The sequence below is a fragment of the Bradyrhizobium nivariense genome, from assembly GCF_029846695.2.
Lineage (GTDB): Bacteria > Pseudomonadota > Alphaproteobacteria > Rhizobiales > Xanthobacteraceae > Bradyrhizobium.
The window spans coordinates 31,749-57,179 of record NZ_JARWCR020000046.1 but is presented as its reverse complement, the minus strand read 5'-3'; the positions used below and the strand labels follow the sequence as shown (position 1 = coordinate 57,179).

Annotated in this window: 25 protein-coding genes, 2 tRNA genes and 2 pseudogenes; 15 read left to right on the top strand and 14 right to left on the bottom strand. The window is 63.4% G+C overall.

Annotated features, from left to right (window positions below; genetic code table 11):
- Positions 1-4 precede the first annotated feature (4 nt).
- A complete protein-coding gene (locus QCM77_RS29995) occupies positions 5-415 on the bottom strand; it encodes a VOC family protein (RefSeq protein ID WP_279667896.1) in 411 nt (136 codons plus the stop codon).
- A 125-nt stretch (positions 416-540) separates the two neighbouring features.
- On the opposite strand from QCM77_RS29995, the gene QCM77_RS29990 reads away from it, so the two are divergent.
- The 5 genes from QCM77_RS29990 (at position 541) to QCM77_RS29970 (ending at position 3,602) form a co-directional block, all read left to right on the top strand.
- Positions 541-1,515, top strand: a complete 975-nt coding sequence (locus QCM77_RS29990; protein ID WP_279667897.1) for a Bug family tripartite tricarboxylate transporter substrate binding protein — start codon at positions 541-543, stop codon at positions 1,513-1,515.
- Between the two features lie 150 nt (positions 1,516-1,665).
- Positions 1,666-1,947 (top strand): DUF3551 domain-containing protein, encoded by a 282-nt coding sequence (locus tag QCM77_RS29985; protein WP_279686001.1) that lies wholly within the window; start codon positions 1,666-1,668, stop codon positions 1,945-1,947.
- Positions 1,948-2,063: 116 nt separating this feature from the next.
- Positions 2,064-2,504, top strand: a complete 441-nt coding sequence (locus QCM77_RS29980; RefSeq protein ID WP_279685999.1) for an ArsR/SmtB family transcription factor — start codon at positions 2,064-2,066, stop codon at positions 2,502-2,504.
- Entirely contained in the window at positions 2,504-2,848 is a 345-nt protein-coding gene (locus QCM77_RS29975) for an SRPBCC family protein (RefSeq protein ID WP_279685998.1), read from the top strand. Before QCM77_RS29980 ends, QCM77_RS29975 begins: the two co-directional genes overlap by 1 nt.
- Before the next feature lie 16 nt (positions 2,849-2,864).
- Positions 2,865-3,602, top strand: a complete 738-nt coding sequence (locus tag QCM77_RS29970) for a DUF899 domain-containing protein (RefSeq protein ID WP_279686013.1) — start codon at positions 2,865-2,867, stop codon at positions 3,600-3,602.
- Between the two features lie 158 nt (positions 3,603-3,760).
- Here the strand turns inward: QCM77_RS29970 and QCM77_RS29965 are convergent, their stop codons facing one another.
- On the bottom strand, positions 3,761-5,005 hold the full coding sequence (locus QCM77_RS29965; protein ID WP_279685996.1) for a S1C family serine protease: 1,245 nt from the start codon (positions 5,003-5,005) through the stop codon (positions 3,761-3,763).
- A 201-nt stretch (positions 5,006-5,206) separates the two neighbouring features.
- Between QCM77_RS29965 and QCM77_RS29960 the strand changes: the two genes are divergently transcribed.
- The 6 genes from QCM77_RS29960 (at position 5,207) to QCM77_RS29935 (ending at position 9,838) form a co-directional block, all read left to right on the top strand.
- On the top strand, positions 5,207-5,824 hold the full coding sequence (locus QCM77_RS29960; protein WP_279667904.1) for a hypothetical protein: 618 nt from the start codon (positions 5,207-5,209) through the stop codon (positions 5,822-5,824).
- Positions 5,811-6,185, top strand: a complete 375-nt coding sequence (locus tag QCM77_RS29955; protein WP_279685995.1) for a transcriptional regulator — start codon at positions 5,811-5,813, stop codon at positions 6,183-6,185. The genes QCM77_RS29960 and QCM77_RS29955 overlap by 14 nt, the downstream gene beginning before the upstream one ends.
- A gap of 29 nt (positions 6,186-6,214) precedes the next feature.
- A complete protein-coding gene (locus QCM77_RS29950) occupies positions 6,215-6,955 on the top strand; it encodes a di-trans,poly-cis-decaprenylcistransferase (RefSeq protein WP_279667906.1) in 741 nt (246 codons plus the stop codon).
- A gap of 126 nt (positions 6,956-7,081) precedes the next feature.
- The gene (gene bchE, locus QCM77_RS29945; protein ID WP_279685994.1) at positions 7,082-8,608 is read left to right on the top strand and encodes a magnesium-protoporphyrin IX monomethyl ester anaerobic oxidative cyclase; all 1,527 of its coding nucleotides are present in this window, start codon (positions 7,082-7,084) and stop codon (positions 8,606-8,608) included.
- Positions 8,609-8,745: 137 nt separating this feature from the next.
- Entirely contained in the window at positions 8,746-9,273 is a 528-nt protein-coding gene (locus QCM77_RS29940) for a GNAT family N-acetyltransferase (protein ID WP_279685993.1), read from the top strand.
- 79 nt (positions 9,274-9,352) lie between these two features.
- Positions 9,353-9,838: a Crp/Fnr family transcriptional regulator gene (locus tag QCM77_RS29935; RefSeq protein ID WP_279667909.1), complete on the top strand. Its 486-nt coding sequence runs from the start codon at positions 9,353-9,355 to the stop codon at positions 9,836-9,838.
- Here QCM77_RS29935 and QCM77_RS29930 read toward each other — a convergent pair.
- Positions 9,777-10,604, bottom strand: coding sequence for a metallophosphoesterase family protein (locus QCM77_RS29930; protein WP_279667910.1), 828 nt, complete (start codon positions 10,602-10,604; stop codon positions 9,777-9,779). The genes QCM77_RS29935 and QCM77_RS29930 overlap by 62 nt on opposite strands.
- Before the next feature lie 204 nt (positions 10,605-10,808).
- On the opposite strand from QCM77_RS29930, the gene QCM77_RS29925 reads away from it, so the two are divergent.
- Positions 10,809-11,495, top strand: a complete 687-nt coding sequence (locus QCM77_RS29925) for a DNA-3-methyladenine glycosylase I (protein ID WP_279667911.1) — start codon at positions 10,809-10,811, stop codon at positions 11,493-11,495.
- A 217-nt stretch (positions 11,496-11,712) separates the two neighbouring features.
- Positions 11,713-12,006 (top strand): hypothetical protein, encoded by a 294-nt coding sequence (locus QCM77_RS29920; RefSeq protein ID WP_279667912.1) that lies wholly within the window; start codon positions 11,713-11,715, stop codon positions 12,004-12,006.
- A 123-nt stretch (positions 12,007-12,129) separates the two neighbouring features.
- On the opposite strand, the gene dinB is transcribed toward QCM77_RS29920, so the two are convergent.
- Positions 12,130-13,230 carry a DNA polymerase IV gene (dinB, locus tag QCM77_RS29915; RefSeq protein WP_279685991.1) on the bottom strand — a complete coding sequence of 367 codons (1,101 nt, stop codon included), beginning with the start codon at positions 13,228-13,230 and terminating at the stop codon, positions 12,130-12,132.
- A gap of 122 nt (positions 13,231-13,352) precedes the next feature.
- On the opposite strand from dinB, the gene QCM77_RS29910 reads away from it, so the two are divergent.
- Complete coding sequence (locus tag QCM77_RS29910; RefSeq protein ID WP_279685990.1) at positions 13,353-13,562, top strand: hypothetical protein; 210 nt, start codon at positions 13,353-13,355, stop codon at positions 13,560-13,562.
- A 92-nt stretch (positions 13,563-13,654) separates the two neighbouring features.
- Here QCM77_RS29910 and QCM77_RS29905 read toward each other — a convergent pair.
- Both QCM77_RS29905 and QCM77_RS29900 read right to left on the bottom strand, forming a co-directional pair.
- Positions 13,655-13,728 (bottom strand) — tRNA-Arg (locus QCM77_RS29905).
- Between the two features lie 131 nt (positions 13,729-13,859).
- A complete protein-coding gene (locus tag QCM77_RS29900; RefSeq protein ID WP_279685989.1) occupies positions 13,860-14,945 on the bottom strand; it encodes a DNA sulfur modification protein DndB in 1,086 nt (361 codons plus the stop codon).
- A 331-nt stretch (positions 14,946-15,276) separates the two neighbouring features.
- On the opposite strand from QCM77_RS29900, the gene QCM77_RS29895 reads away from it, so the two are divergent.
- A complete protein-coding gene (locus QCM77_RS29895; protein WP_279685988.1) occupies positions 15,277-15,624 on the top strand; it encodes a hypothetical protein in 348 nt (115 codons plus the stop codon).
- A gap of 419 nt (positions 15,625-16,043) precedes the next feature.
- Here the strand turns inward: QCM77_RS29895 and QCM77_RS29890 are convergent.
- The 8 genes and pseudogenes from QCM77_RS29890 to QCM77_RS29855 form a co-directional block, all read right to left on the bottom strand.
- Positions 16,044-16,120 (bottom strand) — tRNA-Arg (locus tag QCM77_RS29890).
- 58 nt (positions 16,121-16,178) lie between these two features.
- Positions 16,179-17,117 (bottom strand): annotated as a pseudogene (locus QCM77_RS29885) (sensor domain-containing diguanylate cyclase); the annotation flags it as partial.
- 128 nt (positions 17,118-17,245) lie between these two features.
- Positions 17,246-20,351, bottom strand: a pseudogene (locus tag QCM77_RS29880) (bifunctional diguanylate cyclase/phosphodiesterase).
- Positions 20,352-20,486: 135 nt separating this feature from the next.
- Positions 20,487-21,572, bottom strand: a complete 1,086-nt coding sequence (locus QCM77_RS29875) for a branched-chain amino acid ABC transporter permease (protein WP_279685987.1) — start codon at positions 21,570-21,572, stop codon at positions 20,487-20,489.
- On the bottom strand, positions 21,569-22,579 hold the full coding sequence (locus QCM77_RS29870) for a branched-chain amino acid ABC transporter permease (protein ID WP_279666305.1): 1,011 nt from the start codon (positions 22,577-22,579) through the stop codon (positions 21,569-21,571). The genes QCM77_RS29875 and QCM77_RS29870 overlap by 4 nt, the downstream gene beginning before the upstream one ends.
- On the bottom strand, positions 22,576-23,298 hold the full coding sequence (locus QCM77_RS29865; RefSeq protein WP_279685986.1) for an ABC transporter ATP-binding protein: 723 nt from the start codon (positions 23,296-23,298) through the stop codon (positions 22,576-22,578). Before QCM77_RS29865 ends, QCM77_RS29870 begins: the two co-directional genes overlap by 4 nt.
- A complete protein-coding gene (locus QCM77_RS29860; protein ID WP_279685985.1) occupies positions 23,295-24,071 on the bottom strand; it encodes an ABC transporter ATP-binding protein in 777 nt (258 codons plus the stop codon). The genes QCM77_RS29865 and QCM77_RS29860 overlap by 4 nt, the downstream gene beginning before the upstream one ends.
- Before the next feature lie 166 nt (positions 24,072-24,237).
- On the bottom strand, positions 24,238-25,422 hold the full coding sequence (locus QCM77_RS29855; protein WP_279666308.1) for a substrate-binding domain-containing protein: 1,185 nt from the start codon (positions 25,420-25,422) through the stop codon (positions 24,238-24,240).
- Between the last annotated feature and the right edge of the window lie 9 nt (positions 25,423-25,431).

Here is a 25,431-nt window from a genome sequence, read left to right as displayed (position 1 = left end):
CTGGTCAGTCTTCGTACGACGAAATCTCGATCAAGCTGCCATCCGGATCCCGGCAATAGACCGAGCGCAGCGTGCCGCGGGCGCCCTGCTTGGGAACCGGGCCTTCTTCGATCGCGACGCCATGTGCCTCCAAATGCGCCACGACCTCGTCGGGGGTGGCGGAGGTGAGGAAGCACAGATCCTCGCTGCCGGGGGTCTGGTGGTCCGCGGTGAACCACTCCACCTTGTCGGCATCGCGCGGCCGGACGTTGATCTTCTGGTTACCGAATTGTAGCGAAGTCCGCGGCGCTTTGCCGCCACCGGGGTCGAACACCTTGACTTCCATGCCCAGAATCCTGCCGTACCACTCGGCGGTCGCTGCGACGTCGGCGACATTGATCACGAGATGATCGAGGGCTTCGACCTTGACCGGCATGCCTTATCCTTTCGTCGTGATGCGCGCCGTGCACTTTCCGCCTGCGGCAAGCTTTGTTACAACCGCATCGACGCCACTTTCAAGCTATCTGGCTTCAAGAACAACACGTTGGGAGAACCCTTGAGATGATCACTCGCCGTACCGCGCTGAGCCTGCTCGCCGCCAGTCCGCTAGCAGCCAGCCCGCTGTCGAAGGCCTTTGCCGCCGATTATCCGACCCACCCGGTGAAATGGGTGGTCGGCTATCCGCCGGGCGGGGCCACCGACATCCTGGCGCGGCTGATCGGCCAGCGGCTGTCGGAGAAGTTCGGCCAGCAATTCGTGATCGAGAACAAGCCGGGTGCCGGCAACAATATCGCCACCGAATCAGTCGTCAACGCCGAGCCCGACGGCTACACGCTGCAACTGGTCAATCCGGCCAACTTCATCAACGCCTCGCTCTACACCAATCTGAAGTTCAACTTCGTGCGCGACATCGCGCCGGTCGCCTCGTTCCAGCGCGTGCCGAACGTGATGACCGTCAACAAGGACGTGCCGGCCAAGACCGTCGCCGAGTTCATCGAATACGTGAAGGCCAATCCCGGCAAGGTCAACATGGCCTCCTCGGGCAACGGCACATCGGTGCATCTGTCCGGCGAGATGTTCATGGCGCTGACCGGCTGCAAGATGCAGCACGTGCCTTATCGCGGCGCGGCGCCCGCGATCACCGACATGCTCGGCGGCCAGGTGCAGGTGATCTTCGACAACATGCCCTCGATCATCCAGCACATCCGTTCCGGCTCGCTCCGTGCCATCGGCGTCACCACAGCGGAGCGCTCGCCGCAGCTGCCCGACGTGCCGGCGATCGGCGAGACGGTGAAGGACTACGAGGCGAGCGCGCTGTTCGGCATGGCTGCGCCGAAGAATACGCCCAAGGAGATCATCGCCAAGCTCAATAGCGAGATCAACACGCTGATGAAGGAGCCGGACATGTCCAAGCGTCTGGTCGAGCTCGGCGGCGAGCCGCGGGTGCAGACGCCCGAGGCGTTCGGCGAGGAGATCAAGGCCGAGACCGAGAAATGGAAGAAGGTCGTCGAGTTCGCCGGCCTGAAGGTCGAGTAGCGATCTTGTGATGTCCGTGATTGGAGCCCTGCCGCATGGCAGGGCTTTTTTCTTGCGTGCTTTGTCCCGTCGACCTGGAATAAAACCGTGCGGCGAAACCTGATGATAGATGGCGCCGTATCTCGCGCCACCAACAGAGGAGTTGCGATCATGCGCAAGACGCAATTGGCGCTGCTGACGCTGGGCGCGACGGTCCTTGCCGGCTTCGTCACCATTATTACGCCGGCGGCGGCGGGCGGCTATCCCTGGTGCGCGCAGGGCGGCGGGTACGATTATCCCGGCGACTGCACCTACAGCACCTATAACCAATGTCAGGCCAGCGTCTCCGGCCGGCTGATGGCCTGCAGCCCCAATCCGCTTGTCGCCTATGGGCAAGTGCAGCAGCCGCAACCGCGCCCGCACCGTCGCGCGCGGCACGTTGCACCGTACTAGCCGCGCCTCACGCTCCCACGGATCGCTGACTGATCACGCAGTCGTGCGGGTTCCCGCTTGACCTGATCGTGCTCGCGCCTATACTAAACCTTATGGTTAAGTATAAAGATGAGATATTGGACCGGACTTTTGCGGCGCTGTCTGATCCGACGCGCCGCGCGTTGCTTGCGCGCCTCGGCGAGCAGGAAACCCTGTCGGTGAGCGAGCTGGCCGCGCCGTTTCCGATCTCGCTGCCGGCGGTCATGAAGCATCTCGACGTGCTCACGGATGCGGGCCTGATCGTGCGCGAGAAGAGCGGGCGCACTGTCGCCTGCCGGCTCACCGCGCAGCCGATGCAGCAGGCGATGAACTGGCTCAATCGCTACGCGCAATTCTGGTCCGACAATCTCGATCGCCTTGCCGCCTTTGTGGAGAAAGACCCATGGCCAACGCAGCCGTCAACGCCGGTCCCCGCAGCACAGAAAGCCCAACCGAACGTCCAAGCCTCACGCTCACGCGCCGGCTCCGCGCGCGGCCAGAAAAAGTCTACGCCGCCTGGACGCAAGCCGAGCAGCTAGTGCAATGGTTCGGGCCGCCGAACATGAAGCCGGCGACGCTGAACGCGGAGCTCGACGTCCGCACAGGCGGCCATTACCGCATCAGCTTCACGCGTGACGACGGCGAGTATTTTGAAGCAGGCGGGGTCTACCGCGAGGTCGTGCCGAACGAGCTTCTGGTCTTCACCTGGGCCTGGCACTCGACACCGGAGCGTGAATCGCTGGTGACGATATCGCTGAAGCCCGACAGTGCCGGCACCCTGATGATCTTCCATCACGCCCAGTTCTTCGACGAGACCGCGCGCGACAATCACCAGCGCGGCTGGAGCTCGTTCTTGGACAAGCTCGATGCCTTCGTCGCCTGACACCATGGAGGAGACCATGCAGCAACATCAGATCGTCTCTCGCGAGCAGTGGATCGCAGCCCGCAAAGCCCATCTTGCGCATGAGAAGGAACTCTCTCAAGCTCGCGAAAGGCTAGCCGAGGAGCGTCGCGCGCTGCCTTGGGTGAAGGTCGACAAGGCCTACGTGTTCGAAGGAGCGAACGGCAAGGTCACGCTCGCCGATCTCTTCAAGGGGCGCCCGCAACTGGTCGTCCAGCACGTGATGTTCGCGCCGGATTGGGAGGCGGCCTGCAAGAGCTGCTCGTTCTGGGCCGACGGCTTTGAGCTCATGGTGCCGCATCTCGCCGCCCGCGACACCACCATGGTCGCGGTCTCGCTCGCGCCAGCCGCAAAGCTCGAGGCTTTCAAGAAGCGGATGGGCTGGACGTTCGACTGGGTCTCGTCGGGCGGTAACGACTTCAATTATGATTACGAAGTCTCGTTCACGCGCGAGCAGATCGACAAGGGCGTGCCGAAATACAATTTCGGCACCACGCCCTTCTACGGCCCGGAGCTGCCCGGTATCAGCGTGTTCTTCCGCAATGAGGCCGGCGAGATTTTTCACACTTATTCCTGCTTCGCCCGCGGCCTCGACATGATGAACGCCGCCTATCAATATCTCGACCTCACGCCGCTCGGTCGACACGAGGACGGCCTGCCTTATCCGATGGACTGGGTGCGGCTGCGCGACCAATACGAGCCGCAGGCGGCGGAGGGCGCGTGTTGCCACGGGTGAGCGGGCGGGCACGCTGGGTCCGCACCAACGGTGTCATCGCCCGACTTGATCGGGCGATCCAGTACTCCGAGAGGGGAGCGCTTGAATCGAGAGGACGCGGCGTACTGGGATTCCCGCCTTCGCGGGAATGAGACTGCAGAGTGACGCGGCAGCGTGCCCTACCGCTTCGCGTCGGCCTGCTCGGTCGCGTTGCACGAGATCAGCATCGTATACGGCCGCGCATTGCCGGCGATGTCGGTGGTCTTGATCTCGCCCTTCGGTTCGGCGGTCTGATAGGCCACCACGGAATTGTCGAGGAAGTCCCGCAGCGCGCCGGTCTTGATCGCGAAGTTGATGTTTTCGGGGATGTTGCCGGTCGCCGCGGCCATCCGTATCCCATCAAGCTTGCGTGTGACCACGCCCACGATCTGCCCGGTGGTGTCGAACAGCGGGCCTCCGCTGTTGCCCGGCTGCACGGGCGCACTGATCTGCAGGAAACGCGAATCGTTGCGGATGCCGCTCAGCGAACTCACGATCCCGGTCGTCACAGTGAAGTCCGAGGTTAGCAATCCATGAAAGGGAAAGCCGATCGCGACGATGGAATCGCCGGACCGGATCGAGCGGTCGCGGATCCGGGCAAAGTCCTTGAACGTCGTTGTCGACGGCGCCTGCAACAAAGCGAGGTCGTTGTTGGCGTCACTCGAGACGACACGCAGCACCATCGCGGCTTCGCCGGTGAGATTGCCCTTGATGTCGCCGACGCAACCATCGATCACATGGTTGTTGGTGATGATGTGTCCGCTGGCGCTCACCACGAATCCGGTGCCGCTTTTGGCTCTGGCGGGCTTGCTGGCCGGCGGTGATGACTGCTTGTCCGCCGCGGCCTGCGGCTTGGCGGCGACCTTTGTGAAATCGCCGGCCTTGCTGAGCCCGTCGGCTTTCACTTTGGAGACGCAATTGGCGAGTGCCGCGATCACGGGCCCGGCCGAGGTCAGGTCGAAATTCAGCACGGTACGGCCGCTCGTTGCAACCATCAGGCTTGCCTTCTGAAACGTTCGCACGACGTTGGCAGGCATGACGGAGGTGAGCATGTTCGGCTGGTTGGCCGTGGCGAACAGCCTGGCCTGCTCCTGTCCGTCAAAGATGACGTCGATCGCGGCGTTCTCGCCCTGTTTGAAGCGGTAGCTCGGACTCGCAAAGCTCAATATCCACGAGCCTGCTGCATTCTGGCCGACGACGAGAATGACGCCGTTGGCATAAGGCGCCGTGGCGGCGCAATGGGAGAAAGCTCCCGTTTCATCATTGCTGAACGCGCCGCCGGTCCAGTTGCCGACATTGACGGAGCCGAACGGTCCCGCCGCATGCGCAACGCTGCCGACGCTCACCTGCAATAAAGACGCAACGATTAATGACTTAAGCCGCATACCTTCCCCCGGAACGCCTCTGCGCTGATCTTATCTGCGGGAGGAGGTGTCGCGCAACCGGCAGTTGTCTATCCAGACCGGCGGGTCTCGAGTCGACCTTCGGGCTTGCCTTTACTTTGCGATCCTATATACTTTGCAGTACAAAGTAACGGGACCCGTATTCCCGGCAAGCACGGGCGGAGCGGGGTTTTGGCGTTGCCAATGCGCGATCTCGACAAGGCACTGGCCGACATCGTGGCGATCCGCAGCCAGATTGCGGCCGGCACGGCGTTCCGCGGCTACGGCCCGGCGACGATGGCCGCGACCGGTGCGGTCGCGCTTCTGACCGCAATCCTGCAATTCTGGCTGCTTGGTGATCCCACCAGCGAACCGCTCGGCTTCTTCTTCGGCTGGTTCATTGCGGCCGCGCTCTCCGGCCTGATAATCGGCATCGAGATGCGCGCACGTTCGCGCCGCCATCATTCGGGTCTCGCCGATGCCATGATCCACCAGGCAGTCGAGCAGTTCCTGCCCGCAGGCGTTGCCGGTGTTCTGCTTGCGGTGGTGATGTGGAAGTTCGCAGGCGAAACGCTGTGGCTGCTGCCGGGCCTGTGGCAGATCCTGGTGTCGCTCGGCATTTTCGCCTCCATCCGCTCGCTGCCGCGCACCGTCGCGCTCGCCGGCGCCTGGTATTTCATGTCCGGCTTTGCGGTGGTGGTGCTCGCGAGCCAAACCCACACGCTGTCGCCATGGACCATGGGCCTGCCCTTCGTGATCGGGCAGTCGGTCATGGCGGGCATTCTGTATTTCGCGTCCGGAGACCATGATGTCGAAGACTGACAGCGCGCCCTTCTCTTATGAAGGACTTGACCGCGTGATCCACGAGAAGGCGAGACTCGGACTTCTGACCTCGCTGATGGCGCATCCGAAGGGTCTGGCGTTCGCCGATCTCAAGCAGCTCTGCGGCCTCACCGACGGCAATCTCAGCCGGCATCTCGCTGTGCTCCAGGAAGCCGGCCTCGTCGAGGTGACCAAGGGCTATGAGGGCAATCGCCCGCACACGACCTGCCGCCTGACCAAGGCCGGCCGCCGCCGCTTCCTCGACTATCTCGCCGTGCTCGAACGTCTGGTGCGCGACGCAGCCAAGGCCGCCGGTCGCGAGGCAGCGCCGCTCGGCCGCCTCAATATCATCTCGACCTGATCCCCATTTTTTTGACCGGAGACTTTGCAATGCAAAGTGACGTCACGTCCCAGAACGAGAAGCTTCATGTCGGCATCATCATGGACGGCAACGGCAGATGGGCGACGCGGCGCGGCCTGTCACGCGTGCGCGGCCATGAGGCCGGCGTCGAGACCATCCGCCGCATCGTCGAGGCCGCGCCCAAGCAGGGCATCGGCACGCTGACGCTCTACGCCTTCTCCGCCGACAATTGGCGAAGGCCGAAGGCCGAGGTCGCCGCGCTGATGACCTTGCTGCGATTCTATCTGGCGAACGAGGTGCAGAGCCTGGTGAAGAACGGCGTGCGTCTCACCGTGATCGGCCGCCGCGACCGTCTGCCCGATGGCATCGCCAATGCGATCGGGCGCGCCGAAGAGGCGACTGCCCATGGCAGCACGCTTCAATTGCGCATCGCCGTCGACTATTCCGCGCGCGATGCCATCCTCAACGCGGCGGCGAAGGCGGCGGCGCTGACCAGCCTGACCCGGGAGGCGTTCTCGCAGCTCGTCACCGGCGAGGCTGGTTTGCGCGACGTCGATCTCATCATCCGCACCTCGGGTGAGAAGCGGCTGTCGGACTTCCTGCTCTGGGAAGGCGCCTATGCCGAGCTGCACTTCACCGAGCGGATGTGGCCCGAATTCGACGCGGGCGATCTCGCCACTGCCCTGGCTTCCTTCCATGGTCGCGAGCGTCGCTTCGGCGGCCTCCAGGCGATCGTGCCGGAGGAGGTGCCTTCACTCTCTCGCGCGTGACGCAGAAAGCGGGGCAACGGTCCCCGCGTCTGTCATGTGCGCTGTCTTCGGGTTCAGTCGGGGGATTGGGCTTCTTTCAGGAAGTGGGACGGACGATCACGCCAACCAAAGCGGGAGCGAAAGTCCATGCGTGTTCTACTCGTCAACGTGCCTCATCCCTCGATCGGAAGTCGGATTCCCGACGATCATCTGCCGCCGCTCGGCCTGCTCGCGATCGGCGGACCGCTGATCGACGACGGTCATGCGGTGCGGCTGATCGATGCCGAATTCGGCCCCATGCCGATCGAAGGGATCATGGCCGACGCGAAGGGTTTTGCCCCGGACGCGGTGCTGTTCGGCCATTCCGGCTCGACCTCCGGACATCCGGTGATCACCGAGATCGCCCATGCCCTGGTCAAGGCGATGCCGCGCGTTTTGATCGTCTATGGCGGCGTCTTCCCGACCTACCATTGGCGCGAGATCCTGCGCGACGAGCCCTATGTCAGCGCGATCGTACGCGGCGAAGGCGAGGAGACCGCGCGGCGCCTGATGCGCGCGCTGGAGTATGGCCACGATCTCGGCGGCATTGCCGGCATCGCGTTTCGCGATGCTGCGGGTCCACGCGCGACGCCGCCGGCGCCCGTCATCGCGGACCTCGACGCTTATCGCATCGGCTGGGAATTGATCGATCATGCGCGCTACAGTTATTGGGGCGGCCTGCGCGCCGTGGTCGTGCAGTTCTCGCGCGGCTGTCCGCATCTGTGCAACTATTGCGGCCAGCGCGGCTTCTGGACGCGCTGGCGCCACCGCGATCCGGTTCGCTTCGCAAAGGAGCTGGCGCGCCTGCATCGCGAGCACGGCGTTGAGGTCATCAATTTCGCCGACGAGAATCCGACCGTGTCCAAGAAGGCGTGGCGCGCCTTTCTCGTAGCGCTGATCGCCGAGGACGTCGACCTCATCCTGGTCGGCTCGACCCGCGCCGACGACATCGTGCGCGATGCCGACATCCTGCATCTCTACAAGAAGGCGGGCTGGCAGCGCTTCCTGCTCGGGCTGGAGAACACCGACGAGAAGACCCTGGAGCTGATCCGCAAGGGCGCCACGACCGCGACCGACCGCGAGGCCATTCGGCTGCTGCGCCAGCACGACATCCTGTCGATGGCGACCTGGGTGGTCGGGTTCGAGGAGGAAACCGATCGCGATCACTGGCGCGGGCTGAAGCAGCTCCTCGCCTACGATCCCGACCAGGTCCAGCTGCTCTACGTCACGCCGCATCGCTGGACGCCGTACTTCCGGCTTGCCGCCGATCGCCGCGTGATCCAGCCCGATCGCCGCCGCTGGGACTACAAGCATCAGGTGCTGGCGACGCGCCACATGGCGCCGTGGCGCGTGCTGGTCTGGTTCAAGTTCACCGAGATGGTGCTGCAGTGTCGCCCCAAGGCGATCTGGCGGGTGTTGTTCCAGCGCGATGCGGGCCTGCGGCACGCCATGCGCTGGTACACGCAGATGGGCCGCAGGGTCTGGCCGCACGAGATCCTGGAATTCCTGCGCGCGCGACGGCTGAGATGGGGACCTTCGGTGAGCGAGTTCTGGGGCGCGCCGCAGGACGGCGAGGAGCAGTCGATGGCGGCGACAAGGCCGGAGCGCCGCGTCGGGAGACGTGAGGCCGCTTGAACGCGACCGTGTGTGACGCACGGCACAGGGCAACGAGCTGTTCGTTTACGGCTGCAAGATTGGCGGCAATGTCCAAGCGGCCGGTGCGCCGCTTCGGCTAAATGTGCAATCCACGCAACCTGCCGAAAGCCTCGCGCATGTCACAGTTATTGCTGGATGCCGCTGTCGAGTCAGCCGATGCGAACGGCACAGTCCGTATCAGGCCCGCCAGCGCCTCCGATGTCGAGAGCCTCTCGATCTATTTGACGAGCCTTTCGACGACATCACGCAACAAGCGCTTCATGGGCGCGCGAGCGGACCTTGTCGTGGTCGCGGCCGAATGCGTCGCCAAGACCAGCCATCCCGATCATTTCACCTTGCTCGCGGAGATCAGGCAGGAAGGACAGGGTACGATCATCGGCGAAACGCGATACGCCTGCGATGCGGCCGCACGGCATGGTGATTTCGCCATCTCCGTTGCCGAAGTCTTTCAGCGCAAAGGCGTCGGCCTCCGGATGATGACGGCGATGGAGAGGCACGCCAGCGATCTCGGTCACGAGATGATCGCGGCCGAGACCGCGCGGGTGAACGCCGAGATGCGGGGCCTTGCGAAGAAGGCCGGGTTCGAGGACACCGGCCTCGGCGACTGGCAGTCGGTCCATCTCGCGAAGCGTCTGTCGCGATAGCCTGGCTTGCCACAAATTTGAGCAAGCGCGCGACGCCGATCGTGCTCTAGTGTCTCCCTGCGACGGGAGCTTTGGTCGGATGCGCGCAGTTCTGGATTATTGCACCGGTGGGACGGAGCGGCAGGTTGCGGCCGGCACGCTTATCGTCACCGAGGGCGGCACCACCGGCCATCTCTATGTGCTGATCCAGGGCAAGCTCGAAGTGCTCAAGGGCGAGATGGTGGTCGCCACCGTGGCCGAGCCCGGCGCGGTGTTGGGCGAAATGTCGGTGCTGCTGGGACAGCCGCACACTGCGACGGTGCGGGCCTGCTCCGACGCAGTCATCTACGAATTCGAGGATGCGGCCTCGTTCCTCAAGCAGGAGGCGGGCGTGGCGCTTCTGATCGCAAAGATGCTGGCGCAGCGGCTCAACGTCGCCAACACCTATCTCGCCGATCTCAAGCAGCAATATGCCGGCCACGGCACGCATCTGGCCATGGTCGGCGAGGTGCTCCAGAGCATGATCAACCTGCCGCCGCACGAGGTCTCGCCAGGCTCGGATCGGCAATCCGATCCAAGAATGTGAGCCAGTCGGGCGGCGCCTCGATCGGGGCGGCGGGCCGCTTCAGCGGCGCGCCAAGATCGATCCATTGCGCTTCGCCGGCTGCAAGCCAGAACGCCTTGTCCGCATCGAGGTCCAGCACGATGTAGGTCGGGGGACGGCCGGGTTGCAGACCGGTGTTGAAGACCCAGGTCTGGCCCAGCCGGTCGAACCACGAGCCATCCGTAATGAATGGCGACTGATGCACATGGCCCGAGATCACCATCGAGGGCTGGTACTGCATGATCCATTGCACCAGCTCGACGTCGCCGAAGAAGCGCTTGCCGCCCCAGCTCGTCGGCGAGTTCGCCGGCGGCGCATGATGGGCCCAGATCCAGCGCTGCGGCCGCCCAGCCGCGGCGGCGCCGAGTTGCGCGACGAGGCGTTGCTTGACCAGCGGCCCATCCCACCATGGGCACACCGTGAACAGCGTGTCGCCGACGGTGAGGCTGTCACCGTCACAGGCAATGCCCAGCTCGCGCACCTCCGAGATCCAGCGCGAGATCTTTTCGCCTTCCGCATTGCGCTCGTCGAGGTCGTGATTGCCGGAGCAGAGGATCACGCGGGTCTTCGCGGCGAGCAGCGCGAGGTACTTCTTCACCACCACGATCTGCGCGCGAAAATCCACCATCGAGCCAATGTCGAGCGCATCGCCGGCGAAGATCACGAGGTCGAATTGCGGAGCGGCGCTGACGAGCCAGTCGAGCTGAGGCAGCGAATAGTGCAGGTCGGCCACGACCAGACAGCGCATTGGAAATCCACGGGTGAGACGTCAAAAATGTTCGGGAATTGCAAAATATCTGAACGCAAGAAGCAGGCCAGCCGCATCTCTCGCCAATTCAACGCGGGCAGTATGCTGCGGCGCATCCGCGGGTGCAAGCATCGAAGCGTCGCCGGGCTGGACCGGATCATCGAATTCTGATGTCGTGGCGTGTCCTCAACCGCTCGTGTCCGCATGACCTCCTTCAAGACCATTCGTGCTCGCGCCGAGAAACGCAAGGGCGGGCCCAAGGCGCTCGAAAAGCTGATGCCTGAAAAGCCCGACCTGAAGGGCCTCGCAAAACTCGGCGACGACCGCATCCTCGCCGAGATGACGAAGCGGGTGTTTTGCGCGGGCTTTGCCTGGAGTGTGATCGAGACGAAATGGGACGGGTTTGAAGGCGCCTTCCTGCATTTCCAGCCGGCCAAGCTCACCTTCCAGCCCGAGGATTATTGGGAGGGCCTGCTGCGCGACGCGCGCATCGTGCGCAACGGTGCCAAGATCATGTCGGTGCGCGACAACGCCGGCTTCGTGCAGGAGATCGCAAAAGAGCACGGCAGCTTCGGCAGGTTTCTGGCGAAGTGGCCGCCGTCCGACCAGATCGGCCTGCTCGATCTCCTGACCAAGCGCGGCAGCCGGCTAGGCGGCAACACCGGCCAGATGCTGCTGCGTTTCGTCGGCTGGGACGGTTTTGTGACGTCCAAGGACGTCGTCGCCTGCCTTCGCGATGCCGGTGTCGACATTGCCGAAGAGGTCAAGTCGAAGGGCGATCTCGCCAAGGTGCAGGCGCAGTTCAACGCCTGGGCCGAGGAGACCGGGCTGCCCTACACATATCTGTCACGCATCTGCGCGCTCTCGGTCGGCGAGATCAGGAACGCGTAGCGGGTTCGGCTCTGCCGCATCGTGCCGAATCATGTGCATCCTGTGGCGATCTCGTGCCGCGAGCGCGGCAGATGCAATGCGCGATCACGAAATGCATTTCTCCGGAACATTCGCGCGCGGCGCCCGTTCGGGAGATTGAGCCAGGCGAACATCGGCGCCGGGAACGCCCGCTCTGGCTCGGCTCAATGAAACCGACGTGACAGAAACGGAGCAGCTCATGAAGCTCACATCCGAACAGGTGAAGCAGACCGTCAACCAGCTCGGCGCTCAGGTGCTGCCTGACGAGCATCCCGCCATGCCGCAGCTCAACAGCATGTTCGGCGAGCACACCTTTTTCGTCGACGAGATGGGGCTGAAGGTGCTCGAGCCCACGGCGCCGCCCGGCACCGAGCGCCAGAGCGGCGAAGTCGTCAGCCTCGCCGACTGGGGCGATCCCGAGCTGACCCGCCTGATGGCGCACGAGCCCGAGCCGACCGGCGTGATCGTGGTGTTCGAGCACGTGAGGCATTGATTGGCCCGAGCGGATCGATTTTCATCGGTGGCGGTTCTGAAAATCCCGCCACCGTCTGGGACAGGTTTAGAACCGTGTCGCGGATAAAGATGTCGCTTTCGCTGAGGGCCTTTCCAGTCGGTCTCAAATGCCGAAAGTCAGCTGCGGCTCCGCATGGTCTCCTATCTGGAGGGCAGACAGCGACACCCCCAGCAGCCTGACGCGCTTGGGCAGAGGCATCTCGACTTCGAGCAGGCCGCAAGCCAGCCGCTCCAGATCGTCCCGGCCTGCAACCGGCGAAGGGGCGGATCTGCTGCGCGTGATGATCTCGAAGTCGGCAAATTTGATCTTCAAGGTGACGGTGCGGCCCCGATTGCTGGTCGCCTCGCAATGGCGCCATACCTTGTCGACGAGCGGCTTGAGCTCGGCGACCAGCGCGTCGAATTCGGTGAGATCGCTTGAGAACGTGGTCTCCGCGCCGATGGACTTGCGGACCCTGTCGGCCCGGACCGGCCGTTCGTCGACACCGCGCGAGATCCAATAGTAATAGGCGCCCGACTTGCCGAAATTCGCATTCATGAACTCCAGCGTCTGATGACGAATATCGAGGCCGGTGAACATGCCGAGCGCGTTCATCTTCGCGCCCGTCGCCGGGCCTATCCCATGGAATTTTCCGACGGGTAGTGCCTCGACGAAGGCGGGGCCCATCTCGGGTGAGATCACGAACTGACCGTTGGGCTTGCGATGATCGGAGGCGAGCTTGGCCAGAAACTTGTTGTAGGAAATGCCCGCCGAAGCGTTGAGGCCCGTCTCGGCCTTGATCCTCTCGCGGATCCGGAGCGCAATGTCACGCGCCAGCGGGATGCCTTGCAGGTTTTCCGTCACGTCGAGATAGGCCTCGTCGAGCGACAACGGCTCGATGATGGGGGTATGCTCTGCGAAGATGTCGCGGATCTGCCGGCTGATCGCTTTGTAGACCTCGAAGCGCGGCTTGACGAAGATCAGATCGGGACATTGTCGCCTCGCAGTCACGGACGGCATGGCAGAGCGAACGCCGAACTTGCGGGCCTCGTAGCTGGCGGCCGCGACAACGCCGCGTTCAGCGGAGCCTCCCACTGCCACCGGCTTTCCGCGCAGGTCCGGATTATCGCGTTGTTCCACGGACGCATAGAAGGCATCCATGTCGATATGGATGATCTTGCGGACGGGCGAGGCTTCGCCAGTCGCCGTGTCGGATTCGCTCATGGAAAGATGATACAATTGAACGATGAGAAGCGCGAGGTGCCGTGTGATTCACAGGGTAGTCTCAGGCTTGTGAGTGGCAAGCATGGGCAGGCGACCTAATATGAGCCCGCGGAGGACAGCACATGCAATACAGCTCCGAGCTCGTTCACACGATGCGTCAGGCACTGGAGACCGTGATGGCGAGCGTACCGGCGCATCAGTCGGTCTTCGGCCTGAAGGCGGCCGTAGCCGAATGCATCCTGAAGGCCGCAGCGCACGGCCAGACGTCATACGACGGACTGGTGACGTCGGCTTCCGACCAGATCCAGACGATCATCTCGATGCTGACGTAAGCGCGTGCCCGGCTGAGCAGGCGACGACTCCAGCGCGAGCGGTAACAATGACAATTCGGGCGAGGATGCTTCCAGCGCACACTGGAAGAGACTGGCGCACCCGACACGATTCGAACGTGTGACCTTTGCCTTCGGAGGGCTGTCTGGCCGGTTCTTTGGGGTCTGCCGGAGGCTACTTTGCCAGACACCTAATATCTTGGGCGAGTGGTGCTATGCTCGCGTCGCCGTGATCAGGAGGCAGCGGGTCAAAAAAGGGCGGCCGAAGCCGCCCTCTCCAGTACGATATGACCCAGCCGATTATTCGGCGGCAACCGCTGCCTGCGGCAACGAGCGTGCCTCGCTTTCGCTCAAGACCATGCCCAACTTGGCCTTGATGAAGGCCTTTGTTGCGGCACGCGACTGGCGGTTCGAAAGAACCGAATTGACGGACATACATACGCCCTCCCACTCAGGGTTTTTCTTGCTCCAGTCGATTGCCTCAAGCGCGGCAAGCTTTTGCTGCCAGCCCTCATTGTTCACAAGGTCGAGACCAAGGCCTCCCAATGCACGCAGCACCGTGGAATGCGAGGAGATCTTTTCCTGCCGCAGTTCAAGCGCGAGTTTCTGACCCTTCAGGACCTTGGTCCAATCAGGCATATGTTGCGCCACGGCCTTCCAGTAGGTCACCAGCAACTCGATGTTGGCATCGGTGTCGTTCTTCTCGCGCCCCTTGAGCAGTTCGACGTTAGCGTCGTAGAGCGCGGCCAAAGTGAACAGCTTGGTAGATTTGACACCGAGCGAGATGCTCTCCTTGTCCGTAAGGTCCTTGAACACCAACAGCCGGTCAATCATAGCGAGCGTCGCGGCCGCGCGTTCGTCACGCTTGTCATAGAGGATGTCGAGAGACTTCGACGTCTTCTGCACGAAGCGGTTCAAGTCAGAGAACATCTGCTGCACCCGCTCGGTACTTTCCCACGGAAACAGGAGGACCGAGATGGTGTCCTTGGTAATCGGGACACCGTGTTCGAGCGCGCGCGCAATGCCGGCGCAACGATGCTGGCCGTCATTGATGATGAACTCGTCGCCGAGCTGAAGGATGAGCATTCCGATATTGGAGCCCTCAACATAAGGCTCAAAACGCGGCTCCGACTTGTAGGACGCCGTGATAGACGAGAAGAGATAATCCTCCTCGTTTTCAGTGATGTACCCGGCCAGGTCGGGGACGCGTTTGTCATTAAGGACACGCTGCTCGCGATCCTCCGGGCTGATGCCCGCCCAGTTCGTGAACTTGAAGAACTGGGGTACGCCGCTCATAGGCATGAGCACCGAGTAATAAGTTCGGGTGCCCATCTTGCCACGCATCGCTGGAACCCGGATTTCCAAACCTTCGAACATCGCGATCATCTTAGTTCTCCGTTTCGAGCTCGCTTGGGCTTGAGCGAACAGCTCGCTCATTGATTTCCCCGAGCTCGTGATTTCCTTAGGCCACAGCTCGGCGTCGAATACAAGAGCTCGGATATAAAAAATTCGGAGCTGCAAATATTTTTATGCGGAGCTCGGAAAGATTTCGTCACGAGGTCTGAATGACGAACAAAAGGCCTCTTAGAATATATTAATTGCGTTGACATCCATATATGATGTGAGTATATCAATTGTATATTCTTAATCACGAAAGTATCATAATATGCGTATAGCAGTACGCGGCTGGTCGCGAGACCTTGGCGAGACCGAAGTCATGAACGCGTCGTTGCTCGAAGCCGAAGTTCCCGAGGGGAATTTCTCACTCCGCAAGCTCTACAAGAAAGTCTTGAACCCCGAAGACCGTCGCAGGACATCGGTGCGCATTTCGACCGGCACTGAGGTTCGCCTCGGTGGAACGTACCTGATGCATGTCGAACTGAGCCGACGGGAGATTGCTCAGTTATTCTTTGAGACGCACAACGGCTCGATGGTCCGGATGTTCAAGGCGTTCATTGAAGAAGAAGAGACTGAGGAGCGGGCGGAGATACTCCGAAGAATTGCTGAAATGGACGAGCGCCGCAGGCAACGGAAGATCGATACCGAGAGTGAGATCGCTCCCTAACGCCAAAGCCGCCCGGCATAGGCAGCTTCCCATGGCGGAAGATTAGGTGCACGGCGCTGCCCGACGCCGCGCGATGTTGATCTCCCGCGCTGCCTCACGTCCCGACCACATGGGGGCACGATCTCGTCGGGCGGTTGGTCTGTCAGAAGTGCCGGTAGGTCGAGCAGCGCCTGGTCGCGACGAGCTTACGCCGCTCGTGCAATCAGCCGCCGGAAGGCAAGTAGTCTTCAGGCGGGGTTACAGCGAACAAACTCACTGCCATTAATCAAAGACACGGCGGACTTGAACCTGCCACTTGTCATTGCGAAACCGTAGCGTTGTCATTGAAAAAGCTCCTCTGTTGTGACCAGCGCTGTTCTGAGGAGCTTTTGAGAAACTACCGTCAACGTGATAAGACGTTGATACATCCGGCTTAGCAGTGGCGCACCCGACACGATTCGAACGTGTGACCTTTGCCTTCGGAGGGCAACGCTCTATCCAGCTGAGCTACGGGTGCAGTGGGCTTCGTTTAGCCGATTGGCGGGGGGCGGGCAACCGCTTCTCGCCGCGTTGCGCTAGGCCATTTTACGCCGGAAAGGGACCGGAACCACCGTGGGATCGCGGCCGAGGCCGGCGAACTCGGCGAGAATGCGTTCGGCGCAGATGACGCGGTTGCGGCCGAGCCGTTTGGCCGCATAGAGCGCCTCGTCGGCCGCACCGAGCAGCCGGTCGGGGCTGCCGTCGGCTTCGCCCGGAATATGGCTGGCGACGCCGACGCTGAGGGTGACGTGGTCGCCGGCCCCGATGGCGCCATGGGCGATCCGCAGGGCCATGACGGCGCAGCGGATCTCGTCGGCGATGGTGCAGGCGGCATCGCCATCCAGGTCCGGCAGGATCAGCGCGAATTCCTCGCCGCCATAGCGGCTGGCAAGATCGAGCGGGCGCACGGCGTGGCGGCTGACGACGGAAGCGACCGCACGCAGGCATTCGTCGCCGCTCTGGTGGCCGTGGCGGTCGTTGAACAGCTTGAAATGGTCGACGTCGACGAACAGCAGCGCCATCGGCTTCTGCGTCCGCTGGGCGCGCTCCCATTCGCTCATCAGCATCTGGTCGAACGCGCGGCGGTTCGACAGGCCGGTCAGCCCGTCCTTGGTGGCAAGCTCCTTCAGCGCCATCTCGGCGCGCTTCTGGTCGGTGAGGTCGCGCAGCGTCTCCACCACCGCGATCAGATGCCCGGCTTCGTCGTGGATCGGGCCGGCGTCGATGGCGAGATAGAGCTGGCTGCCGAGCTTCGGCATCACGCACCAATTCTCGGCGCTGAAGCCGAGCCCGTTATGGCCGCGCGCGGCATATTCCGAGTAGAACTCCGGCAACTGCTCCGGGCGGTCGAGCGCCACGAGGTCGGCGAGACAAGGGCGCCTGGTCTCGTAGAAAGCCTGCCAGTGCTTATTGGTGCCGATCACCTCCGAGGCGGCAACGCCGGTCAGCCGCTCGCAGGCTCTGTTCCAGATCACGACGCGGCGCTTCGGGTCGATCACGAAGGTCGGCACCACCAGATGCTGCATCAGCCGCACGGCATAGGAATCCGCAACGTCGACGGCTTTGGGTGAAGTCTTGCCTGGAGTTTTGGCTGACTTCGCCATCAGGCCACCGCCGCCACCGGTACGGCATTGCCCGGGCCGAACAGTTTTCGCACCTCGCTGGCCGGCTTTGGCCGGCTGAACAGGTAGCCCTGCATCTGCGTGCAGCCGAGCGCGCGCAGCATCTCGCGCTGCGCCTCGGTCTCGACACCCTCCGCGACTGTGGTCATGTTGCTGGCGGCGGCGATGTTCACCACCGCCTGCACGATCACGGGCGCGCCGCTCGTCTCCGCGATATCGGCGACGAAGCAGCGGTCGATCTTGATCTTGTCGAACGGGAAGCGCTTCAGATAGCTCAGCGAGGAGTAGCCGGTGCCGAAATCGTCGAGCGCGATGCGCACGCCGATCGCGCGGAGCTGGTGCAAGATCGAGAGCGCCGCCTCGTCGTCGCGGATCAGCACAGCCTCGGTGATCTCGAGCTCGAGCCGGGACGAGCCCGGAAGCGGCGAGCGCGCCGGCGATCCGTAGCGCCAGCGTGTCGCATTTGAGCTGCACCGGCGAGACGTTGACCGCGACACGCACATGCGCCGGCCAGGTCGCGGCCTCGTTGCAGGCCACGCGCAGCACCCAGTCGCCGAGCTCGTTGATCAGGCCGGTGTCCTCGGCAATCGGGATGAACTCCGCCGGCGACACCATGCCGCGCTCGGGATGCTGCCAGCGCAGCAGCGCCTCGCAGCCGGCGACCTCGTTGCTGCGCAGATCGACCAGCGGCTGATAGTGAATCTCGAAACCGCCGTTCATCAGGGCCTGGCGCAGATCCTGCTCCAGGGACAGGCGCGCCTTGGCGCTCGCATCCATCTCCGGCTCGAAGAAGCGGTGGGTACGGCGTCCTTCGGCCTTGGCGCGGTACATCGCGAGGTCGGCATTCTTGATGAGCTGGTCGAGATCGGTACCGTCCTGCGGAGCCAGCGCGATGCCGATGCTTGCGTCGGTGGAGAGCTGATGCCCGAAGCAGTGATAGGGCCGGCGGATCGCCTCGTAGATTCGGGTCACGAACGACACCACGTCGGCGGACGATTCGATCCCGGACTGGATCACCGCGAATTCGTCGCCGCCGAGCCGCGCGATCAGGTCGCCTTGCCCGAGGCAGCCGCGGATGCGGCTTGCGATCGCCTTCAGCAGCTCGTCACCGACGTGATGACCGAGCGAATCGTTGATGCCCTTGAACTCGTCGACGTCGATATAGAGCACCGCGAATTGACCGCCGCCGCCGACCGTCTCCAGCTCGCGCTCGATCTGCTCGCGGAACAGCACCCGGTTCGGCAGGTCGGTGAGCGCGTCGTAATGCGCCATGTGCGCGATCTTCTCGTCGGCGCGCCGCCGTTCGGTGACATCCTCGACGACATTGATGAGGTAGCGCGGCTCGCCGGACTTGTCGCGGATTCCGATCCGGGTCGAGGTGATGTAGCGCAGCCCCTTGGCCTGGCTCTGCCAGGCATGTTCGTCCTTGAACAATCCCTTGGCCGCCTGCAGCGCCTTGCTGTCGTCGTCGGTGACAACCCTGGCGGAGGCATCCGGGTACATGTCGAAGGGGGTCTTGCCAACGATGTCTTCACTCGATTGGCCGAATTGCTCTTCGGCGGTCCGGTTGACCAACAGATATTGCCGCGTTCGAGCATCCTTCACCGTGATCTGCGACGGGATGTGATCGATGATCTCGCGCAGGAACATGTAGTTGCGGTCGCGTTCCTGCTCCAGATTGCGACGCTCGGTGATGTCTTCGATTGTTGCCACCCATCCGCCCTGCGCGAGCGGAGTGTTGATGACCTGGAAAGCGCGGCCGTTGGGCAGCTCGTGAATCCTGGTGGAGACCGTGCCTTCGGCGACGATCCGCATCACGTCGGCGCAAAACGCCTCGACGTCGCCGCCGAACGCGCCGCGCTCCTTGCGGTGGTGCATCGCCTCATGGATGTGGCAGCCGGGCTTGATGACGTCATGCGAGAGGTCGAACATGTCGGCGTAGCGGCGGTTGCAGGTGACGATGTATCCGGCGGCGTCGTACAGGATCAGCCCTTGCGACATGTTGTTCAAGGCGGTGTCGAGCCGCCTCCGCTCCGCTTCCAGCCGTTGCTGCGCCTCGCGGTTCTGCCGGTTGATCTGGCGAACGATCAAGAACAGAATCAGCGCAATCACGGTGGCCGAAAGCGCGGCGGTGGTGACCATGAAACCGGTCTGCTGCCGCCAGTCGGCCAGCGCGGCGCTCGTGGTGTTGGTCGCGACGATGACCAGCGGGAAATGCGAAAGCGAGGCCGCCGAGCCGAGGCGATCCTCGCCGTCGATCGGACCCTTGACGCGCAGGGTGTGCCGGCCACCCTCTGTCAGCATCTTGCGCATCAGCGGCGCGTCCTTGAAGTTCCTGCCGATCAGCCCTTCGACATGCGGGTAGCGCGCCAGCATCTTGCCTTCGCGGTCGAACAGCGAGATCGCCGTGCCCTCGGCAAGCGCAACGGAGGCGAAATAGTTCTGGTAGTTGTCCGGATCGATCCGGCGGACCATCGCGCCGAAGAAGCTGCCGTCCGCGCCGTTCAGTCGACGCGCGACGATCGTGGTCCATTTCCCGATGATGAAGCTGCGGACTGACTCCAGCGCCACCGGTTCGGCCATCGGATTCGATTTGAACGTCTGAAAGTAGGCGCGCGAGGAGACGTTGATCTTGGGCAACGGCTGGGCCCGCGACCAGTTGATCAGTTCGCCGTCGGCATCGTAGATCGCGATGTCGCCGAGATAAGACACGGAGCTGGTCTTGCTGCGCAGCATCTGGTTCGTGGCAGGTGCGGACATGCGCTCGCGGAACATCGCGGCCGAACTGATCTCCGGCAGGTTCATCTGCCCGATCACATCGGCGGCGACAACGTCGGAATCTTCAAATTGCTGATCGAAGTGCCGCGCGATCAGCTGCACCGTGTTTTCCAGCTCGCGCTCGCGGTTGGCCAGGGTACGTTCGCGAAATTCGCCGACGGCCATGGCGGTCACGGCGAAGATCCCTGCGACCAGCAACACGCCGCACAGGGTCAGCCACAGCACCGGTCCGCGGCGAATCGCTGCCTCCCAGCCGTTCTTCGCGGCTAGGGACATTCCGGCTGCGACCCCTGACAAGACCTGGCGCATTCCCCCTCCCTGGAAGGACAGGAATACACCGCACAAATGGCGCAAACCTTAGGAAAGCCAGTTACCTAAGCATTAACTCGTTGCGCGATCACAGGCAGGTCCAGCGAGCCGCTGCGCTGCATCACTAACCGCGCGTTAATGCGAGGTGCCCGCGCTCTTGTCGCCACCGCCATTGCGCAGCCGTCCGACGACGCCGGTCGGAAAGAAGTAGACGCTGGCGATGAAGAGCAGCCCGAGCCACAGCAGCCAGCGGTCGGGATGCAACAGCCCCGGCAACAGCGGCAGGCCGGCTTCAGACGCCGCCTTGGAGGCGACGCCCATCAGCGACTGCAAATAGTTCTGGGCGAGGATGAAGATGGTGGCGCCAATGATCGCACCGTAGATCGTGCCCATGCCGCCGATCACGACCATCAGGAGAATGTCCAGCATGATCGAGAAACTGAGCGAGGTATCAGGGCCGGCATAGCGCAGCCACAGCGCATTGAGAATGCCGGCGCCGGCGGCCACCAGTGCGGCGAGGCAGTTGGCGTAGGTCAGGTGGAAGACGGTGCGGAAGCCGAGCGCCTCGGCGCGGAAGCGGTTTTCGCGGATGGCCTGCAACACGCGCCCGAACGGCGAGTTCACCACCCGCAGCAAAGCGAGGATCATCAGGGCCGAGACGGCGAACACCAGATAATAGGTCAGGATGCGGCCGTTGACCTCGAATCCGAGCACGTTCCTGGAGATCAGCACCGTGCCGGGGCGCAGCAGCTCCGGCAGTTGAAAGCTGCGGCCGTCCTCGCCACCGGTCAACCAGGAGAGCTGCGAGGCCAGCACCTGGAAGGCGGATGCGACCGCGAGCGTGATCATGGCAAAGAAGATCGCGGCGACCCGCAGCGAGAACAGTCCGATCGCGAGCGCAAGCAGCGCGGCCAGCGGCAGGCCGACGACGATGCCGGTTGCGACCGCGCCCCAATTCGGACCCATCCCGTACAGCGCGATCGCGATCGCGTAGCTGCCGATCCCGTAGAACATGGTGTGTGCGAACGACACCGAGCCGGTATAGCCGAGCAGCAGGTCGTAGGACGCGACCAGCGCGGCGAAGACGCAGATCTTGGCCGCGACGTTCAGCGCCTTGGCGCCCGGGAACAGGAACGGCGTTAGCGCCAGCGCCAGGATGATGAGGACGAGAACGAGCGTGAGCACGCGGCTGCGCGGTGGATCGCCCGACAGAATCATCATCGGCTGGTCACCGCATAGAGGCCGCGCGGCCGCCACATCAGAATGGCGACCATCAGCAGGATGTTGGAGACGAGGGCGAGTTTCGGCACCAGGAAGCCGCCGTAATTGGCGATCATCGCCACCAGGATCGCGCCGATGAAGCAGCCGCCGATCGAGCCGAGGCCGCCGATGATGACGACGATGAAGATCAAGACGGTGAGGTCGTCGCTCATGGAGGCGTGGACCTGCTCGCGATACAGCGCCCACATCACGCCGCCGAGGCCGGCCAGCGCCGATCCCGTCATGAACACGCCGAGGAACAGGCGGCGGATGCGATAGCCGAGCGCCTCGACCATCTCGCGGTTCTCGACGCCGGCGCGGATCAGAAGCCCGAGCTTGGTCCGGTTGAGCACGAGCTGGATCGCGATGAAGACGACGAGGCCGATCAGCATCGCCAGCACGCGGTATTTCGCGATCGCGACGTCGCCGAGGATGAAGGAGCCGCGCAGCGACGTCGGCAGCGGCGTCGGGATGATCTGCGGCCCCCACACCGCATAGAGCGTCTGCTCGGCGACGATCAGGCCGCCCGTCGTCATCAGGATCTGCTTCAGATGCTGGCCGTAGACGGGCAGGATCAGCACACGCTCAACGATCAGGCCGAGCGCGCCGGAGACCGCCATCGACAGCAATGCCGCCGGCGCCAGCACCGCGAGGTTCATCCACAGCGAATCCGCCTGAAGCGAGGCTGCGAACGGCGCCAGCACCAGGGTTGCGACATAGGCGCCGACCGCGATGAAGGCGCCATGGCCGAAATTGAGCACGTCCATCAGGCCAAACACGAGTGTGAGCCCGGAGGCCATGATGAAGATCATCATGCCCATCGCGAGGCTCGCGGCCGTCAGCGTCAGCCATGTGCTGGGGGAGCCGATCAGCGGGATCATCACGAGAGCGACCGCGACCGGCAGCAGGATCGGCGCGATGTCGCGCTTCGGCTTCGGCAGCGGATCGGTTGCGGCGAGTTCAGTCACTGATGCGCCTCCAGGCTCAGGCCGAGCAGCCGCTCCTGCAACGGCACGTCGGCGGCGAGCGCCGCCATCTCGCCGCGATGGACGATGGTGCCGTTGTCCATCACGAGCACGTTGTCGCCGAGCTCGCGGGCGGCAAAGAAATTCTGCTCGACCAGCAGGATGGTGGCGCCCTTACGCTTGATCTCCTTCAGGCACTCGATCAGCGCCATCACGATCGCCGGAGCCAGCCCCTTGGTCGGCTCGTCGATCAGCAAGAGCTTGCGCGGTTCGACGATGGCGCGGGCGATGGACAACATCTGCTTCTGTCCGCCCGAGAGACTTCCCGCGCGCGACAGCCAGAACCGGCGTAGCGCGGGGAAGAAGCCAAAAATCCAGTCGAGCTTGGCGTCGTCGAGCGGTCCGTCGCGCGCCGCCAGCACCAGATTTTCCTTCACCGTGAGGTCGGAAAACACCGCCATGCTCTCCGGCACGTAGCCGACGCCGAGCCGCGCGATGTCGGGCGTCGCACGGCTCTCGATGCGCTCGCCGGCGAGGCTGATCTCGCCGGAGGAGGCCTGCCAGAGGCCCATGACGGTGCGCAATGTCGTGGTCTTGCCCGCGCCGTTGCGGCCGAGCAGCATCGTGGTCTGCCCCTGCGCGACAGCGAGATCGATGCCCTGGAGAATGTGATAGCGGCCGATATGGGTGTGCACGCCGGAGAGCTTTAACAGATCGGTCATGCTGCGCTCCCTGCAGCTTTTTTGGGTGCGACGCCCAGATAGGCTTCCTGCACGATCGGTGACGCAATCACCTCGGCCGGCGGACCATCCGCAACAAGTTGCCCGTTATGCAGCACGATGATGCGGTCGGCGAGCGAACGGACGACGTCCATCTTGTGCTCGACCAGGAGAATGATCTTGCTCTTGTCCTGCTTGAGCTGCGCGATCAGGTTCAACACGACCGGCACCTCGTCGATGCTCATGCCTGCGGTCGGCTCGTCGAACATGAACACCTTCGGCTCGAGCGCGATCATCAGCGCGACCTCGAGCTTGCGCTGGTCGCCATGCGACAGTGCGGTTGCGGCCACGCCGCGGCGGCCGCCGAGCGCGACCTGATCCAGAATCGCATCGGCGCGGGCGATCAGGTCACCGCGGACCATCCAGGGCCGCAGCATGTCGTAATGCGTGCCACCAGCAGCCTGCACGGCGAGGCGGACGTTTTCCTCCACCGAGAGGTTCGGAAAGAGATTGGTGAGCTGGAAGGCGCGCCCCAGGCCTGCGCGCGTCCGCATCGGCGCCGAGTGCTGGGTGATGTCTATGCCGTCGAACAGGATGCTGCCGCTCGATGCGCGGAGCTGGCCCGAGATCAGGTTGAAATAAGTGGTCTTGCCGGCGCCGTTCGGGCCGACGATCGCGGTGAGCTCGCCGGGGCGGAAGCTGCAGGTGACGCTGTTGACTGCGACATGACCGCCGAAGCGGATGGTGAGGTCGCGGGTTTCGAGGGTCAGCGTCATGGGAAATCTGGCGAATGATGAGAGGAAGATGTTTCCGCGATCACGCTGCACCCCCTCCCCCGCTTGCGGGGGAGGGTCGGGGAGAGGGTGTCTCAGCAATCGAGAACCCCAAGAGGATAAAGCCCTCTCCCGGCCTCTCCCGCAAGCGGGAGAGGTGAAGAAGCACCTACCGCTTGTTGCGGACCGGAACGTCCATGTCCTCGATCTTCAGCTCGCGCACCGGCTCGAGCACAGCCCAGGCGACGTTCGGATCGACCTTGACCTTGAAGTGATACATGCTCTGGAGCGCCTGATGGTCCTCCTTGCGGAACATCATCTTGCCCTTCGGCGTGTCGAACTCCAGGCCTTCCATGGCGGTGATGAGCTTCTCGGTGTCGGTCGACTTCGCCTTGGTGACGGCGGCGACGACGGACATCGCGGCGGCGAAGCCACCCGCGGTGAAGAAGTCCGGCGGCGCATTGAAGCGCTTCTGATGCTCGGCGACCAACCAGTCGTTCACCGGATTCTTCGGGATCGCATAGAAATAGTATGTCGCGCCTTCCATGCCGGGCAGGCCCTTGTAGGCGGCGAGCGCCGGCAGGATGTTGCCGCCGGTGGACAGTTCGATGCCGTAGCGCTTCGGATCCATGTCCTGGAGCTTTGCCAGGGGATTGCCGGCGCCGGCCCAGATCACCCAGATCACCTTGCGGCCCGGCTTGTCCTTCAGCGCGTCGAACAGGCGCTGGCCGACCGCCGTGAAGTCGGTAGTGGAGGTCGGGGCATATTCCTCGGCGGCGAGCGTCGCGCCGGTCTTGGCGAGCGCCTCCTTGAAGGCGGCGACGCCGTCGCGGCCGAACGCGTAATCCTGCGCCAGCGTCGCCACGGTGACGCCCTGCTTGCCGATCGCGACTGCGTTGGAGATCGCGTCCTGCGACGAGTTGCGCGCGGTGCGGAAGATGTAGCGATTCCACTTCTCGCCGGTAATCTGATCCGCGACCGCGGGCTCGACGATCAGGATCTTCTTGTTCTCCTCGGCGACGGGCAGGATCGCGAGTGCCGCGGCCGACGAGGTCGTGCCGATCGCGATGTCGGCCTTGTCGTCCTGATAGGCTTCCGCGAGCGCGGCCTTGGAGAGATCCGGCTTGCCCTGGTCGTCCTTGGTGATGACGACGATCTTGCGACCGTCGAGCGTCATGGTGCCCTTGGTGGCGTATTCAAAACCCATTTGCAGGCCGGTCTCGGTCTGCTTGGCATAGGCCTCGAGCGGGCCGGTCTTGCCGTAGATCAGCGCGACCTTGAGATCGTCGGCCTTTGCGGAGGTGCCCGCGGCGATGGCGAGGATGGTTGTTGTTATGATGAGTGAACGACGCACGATGGTCCC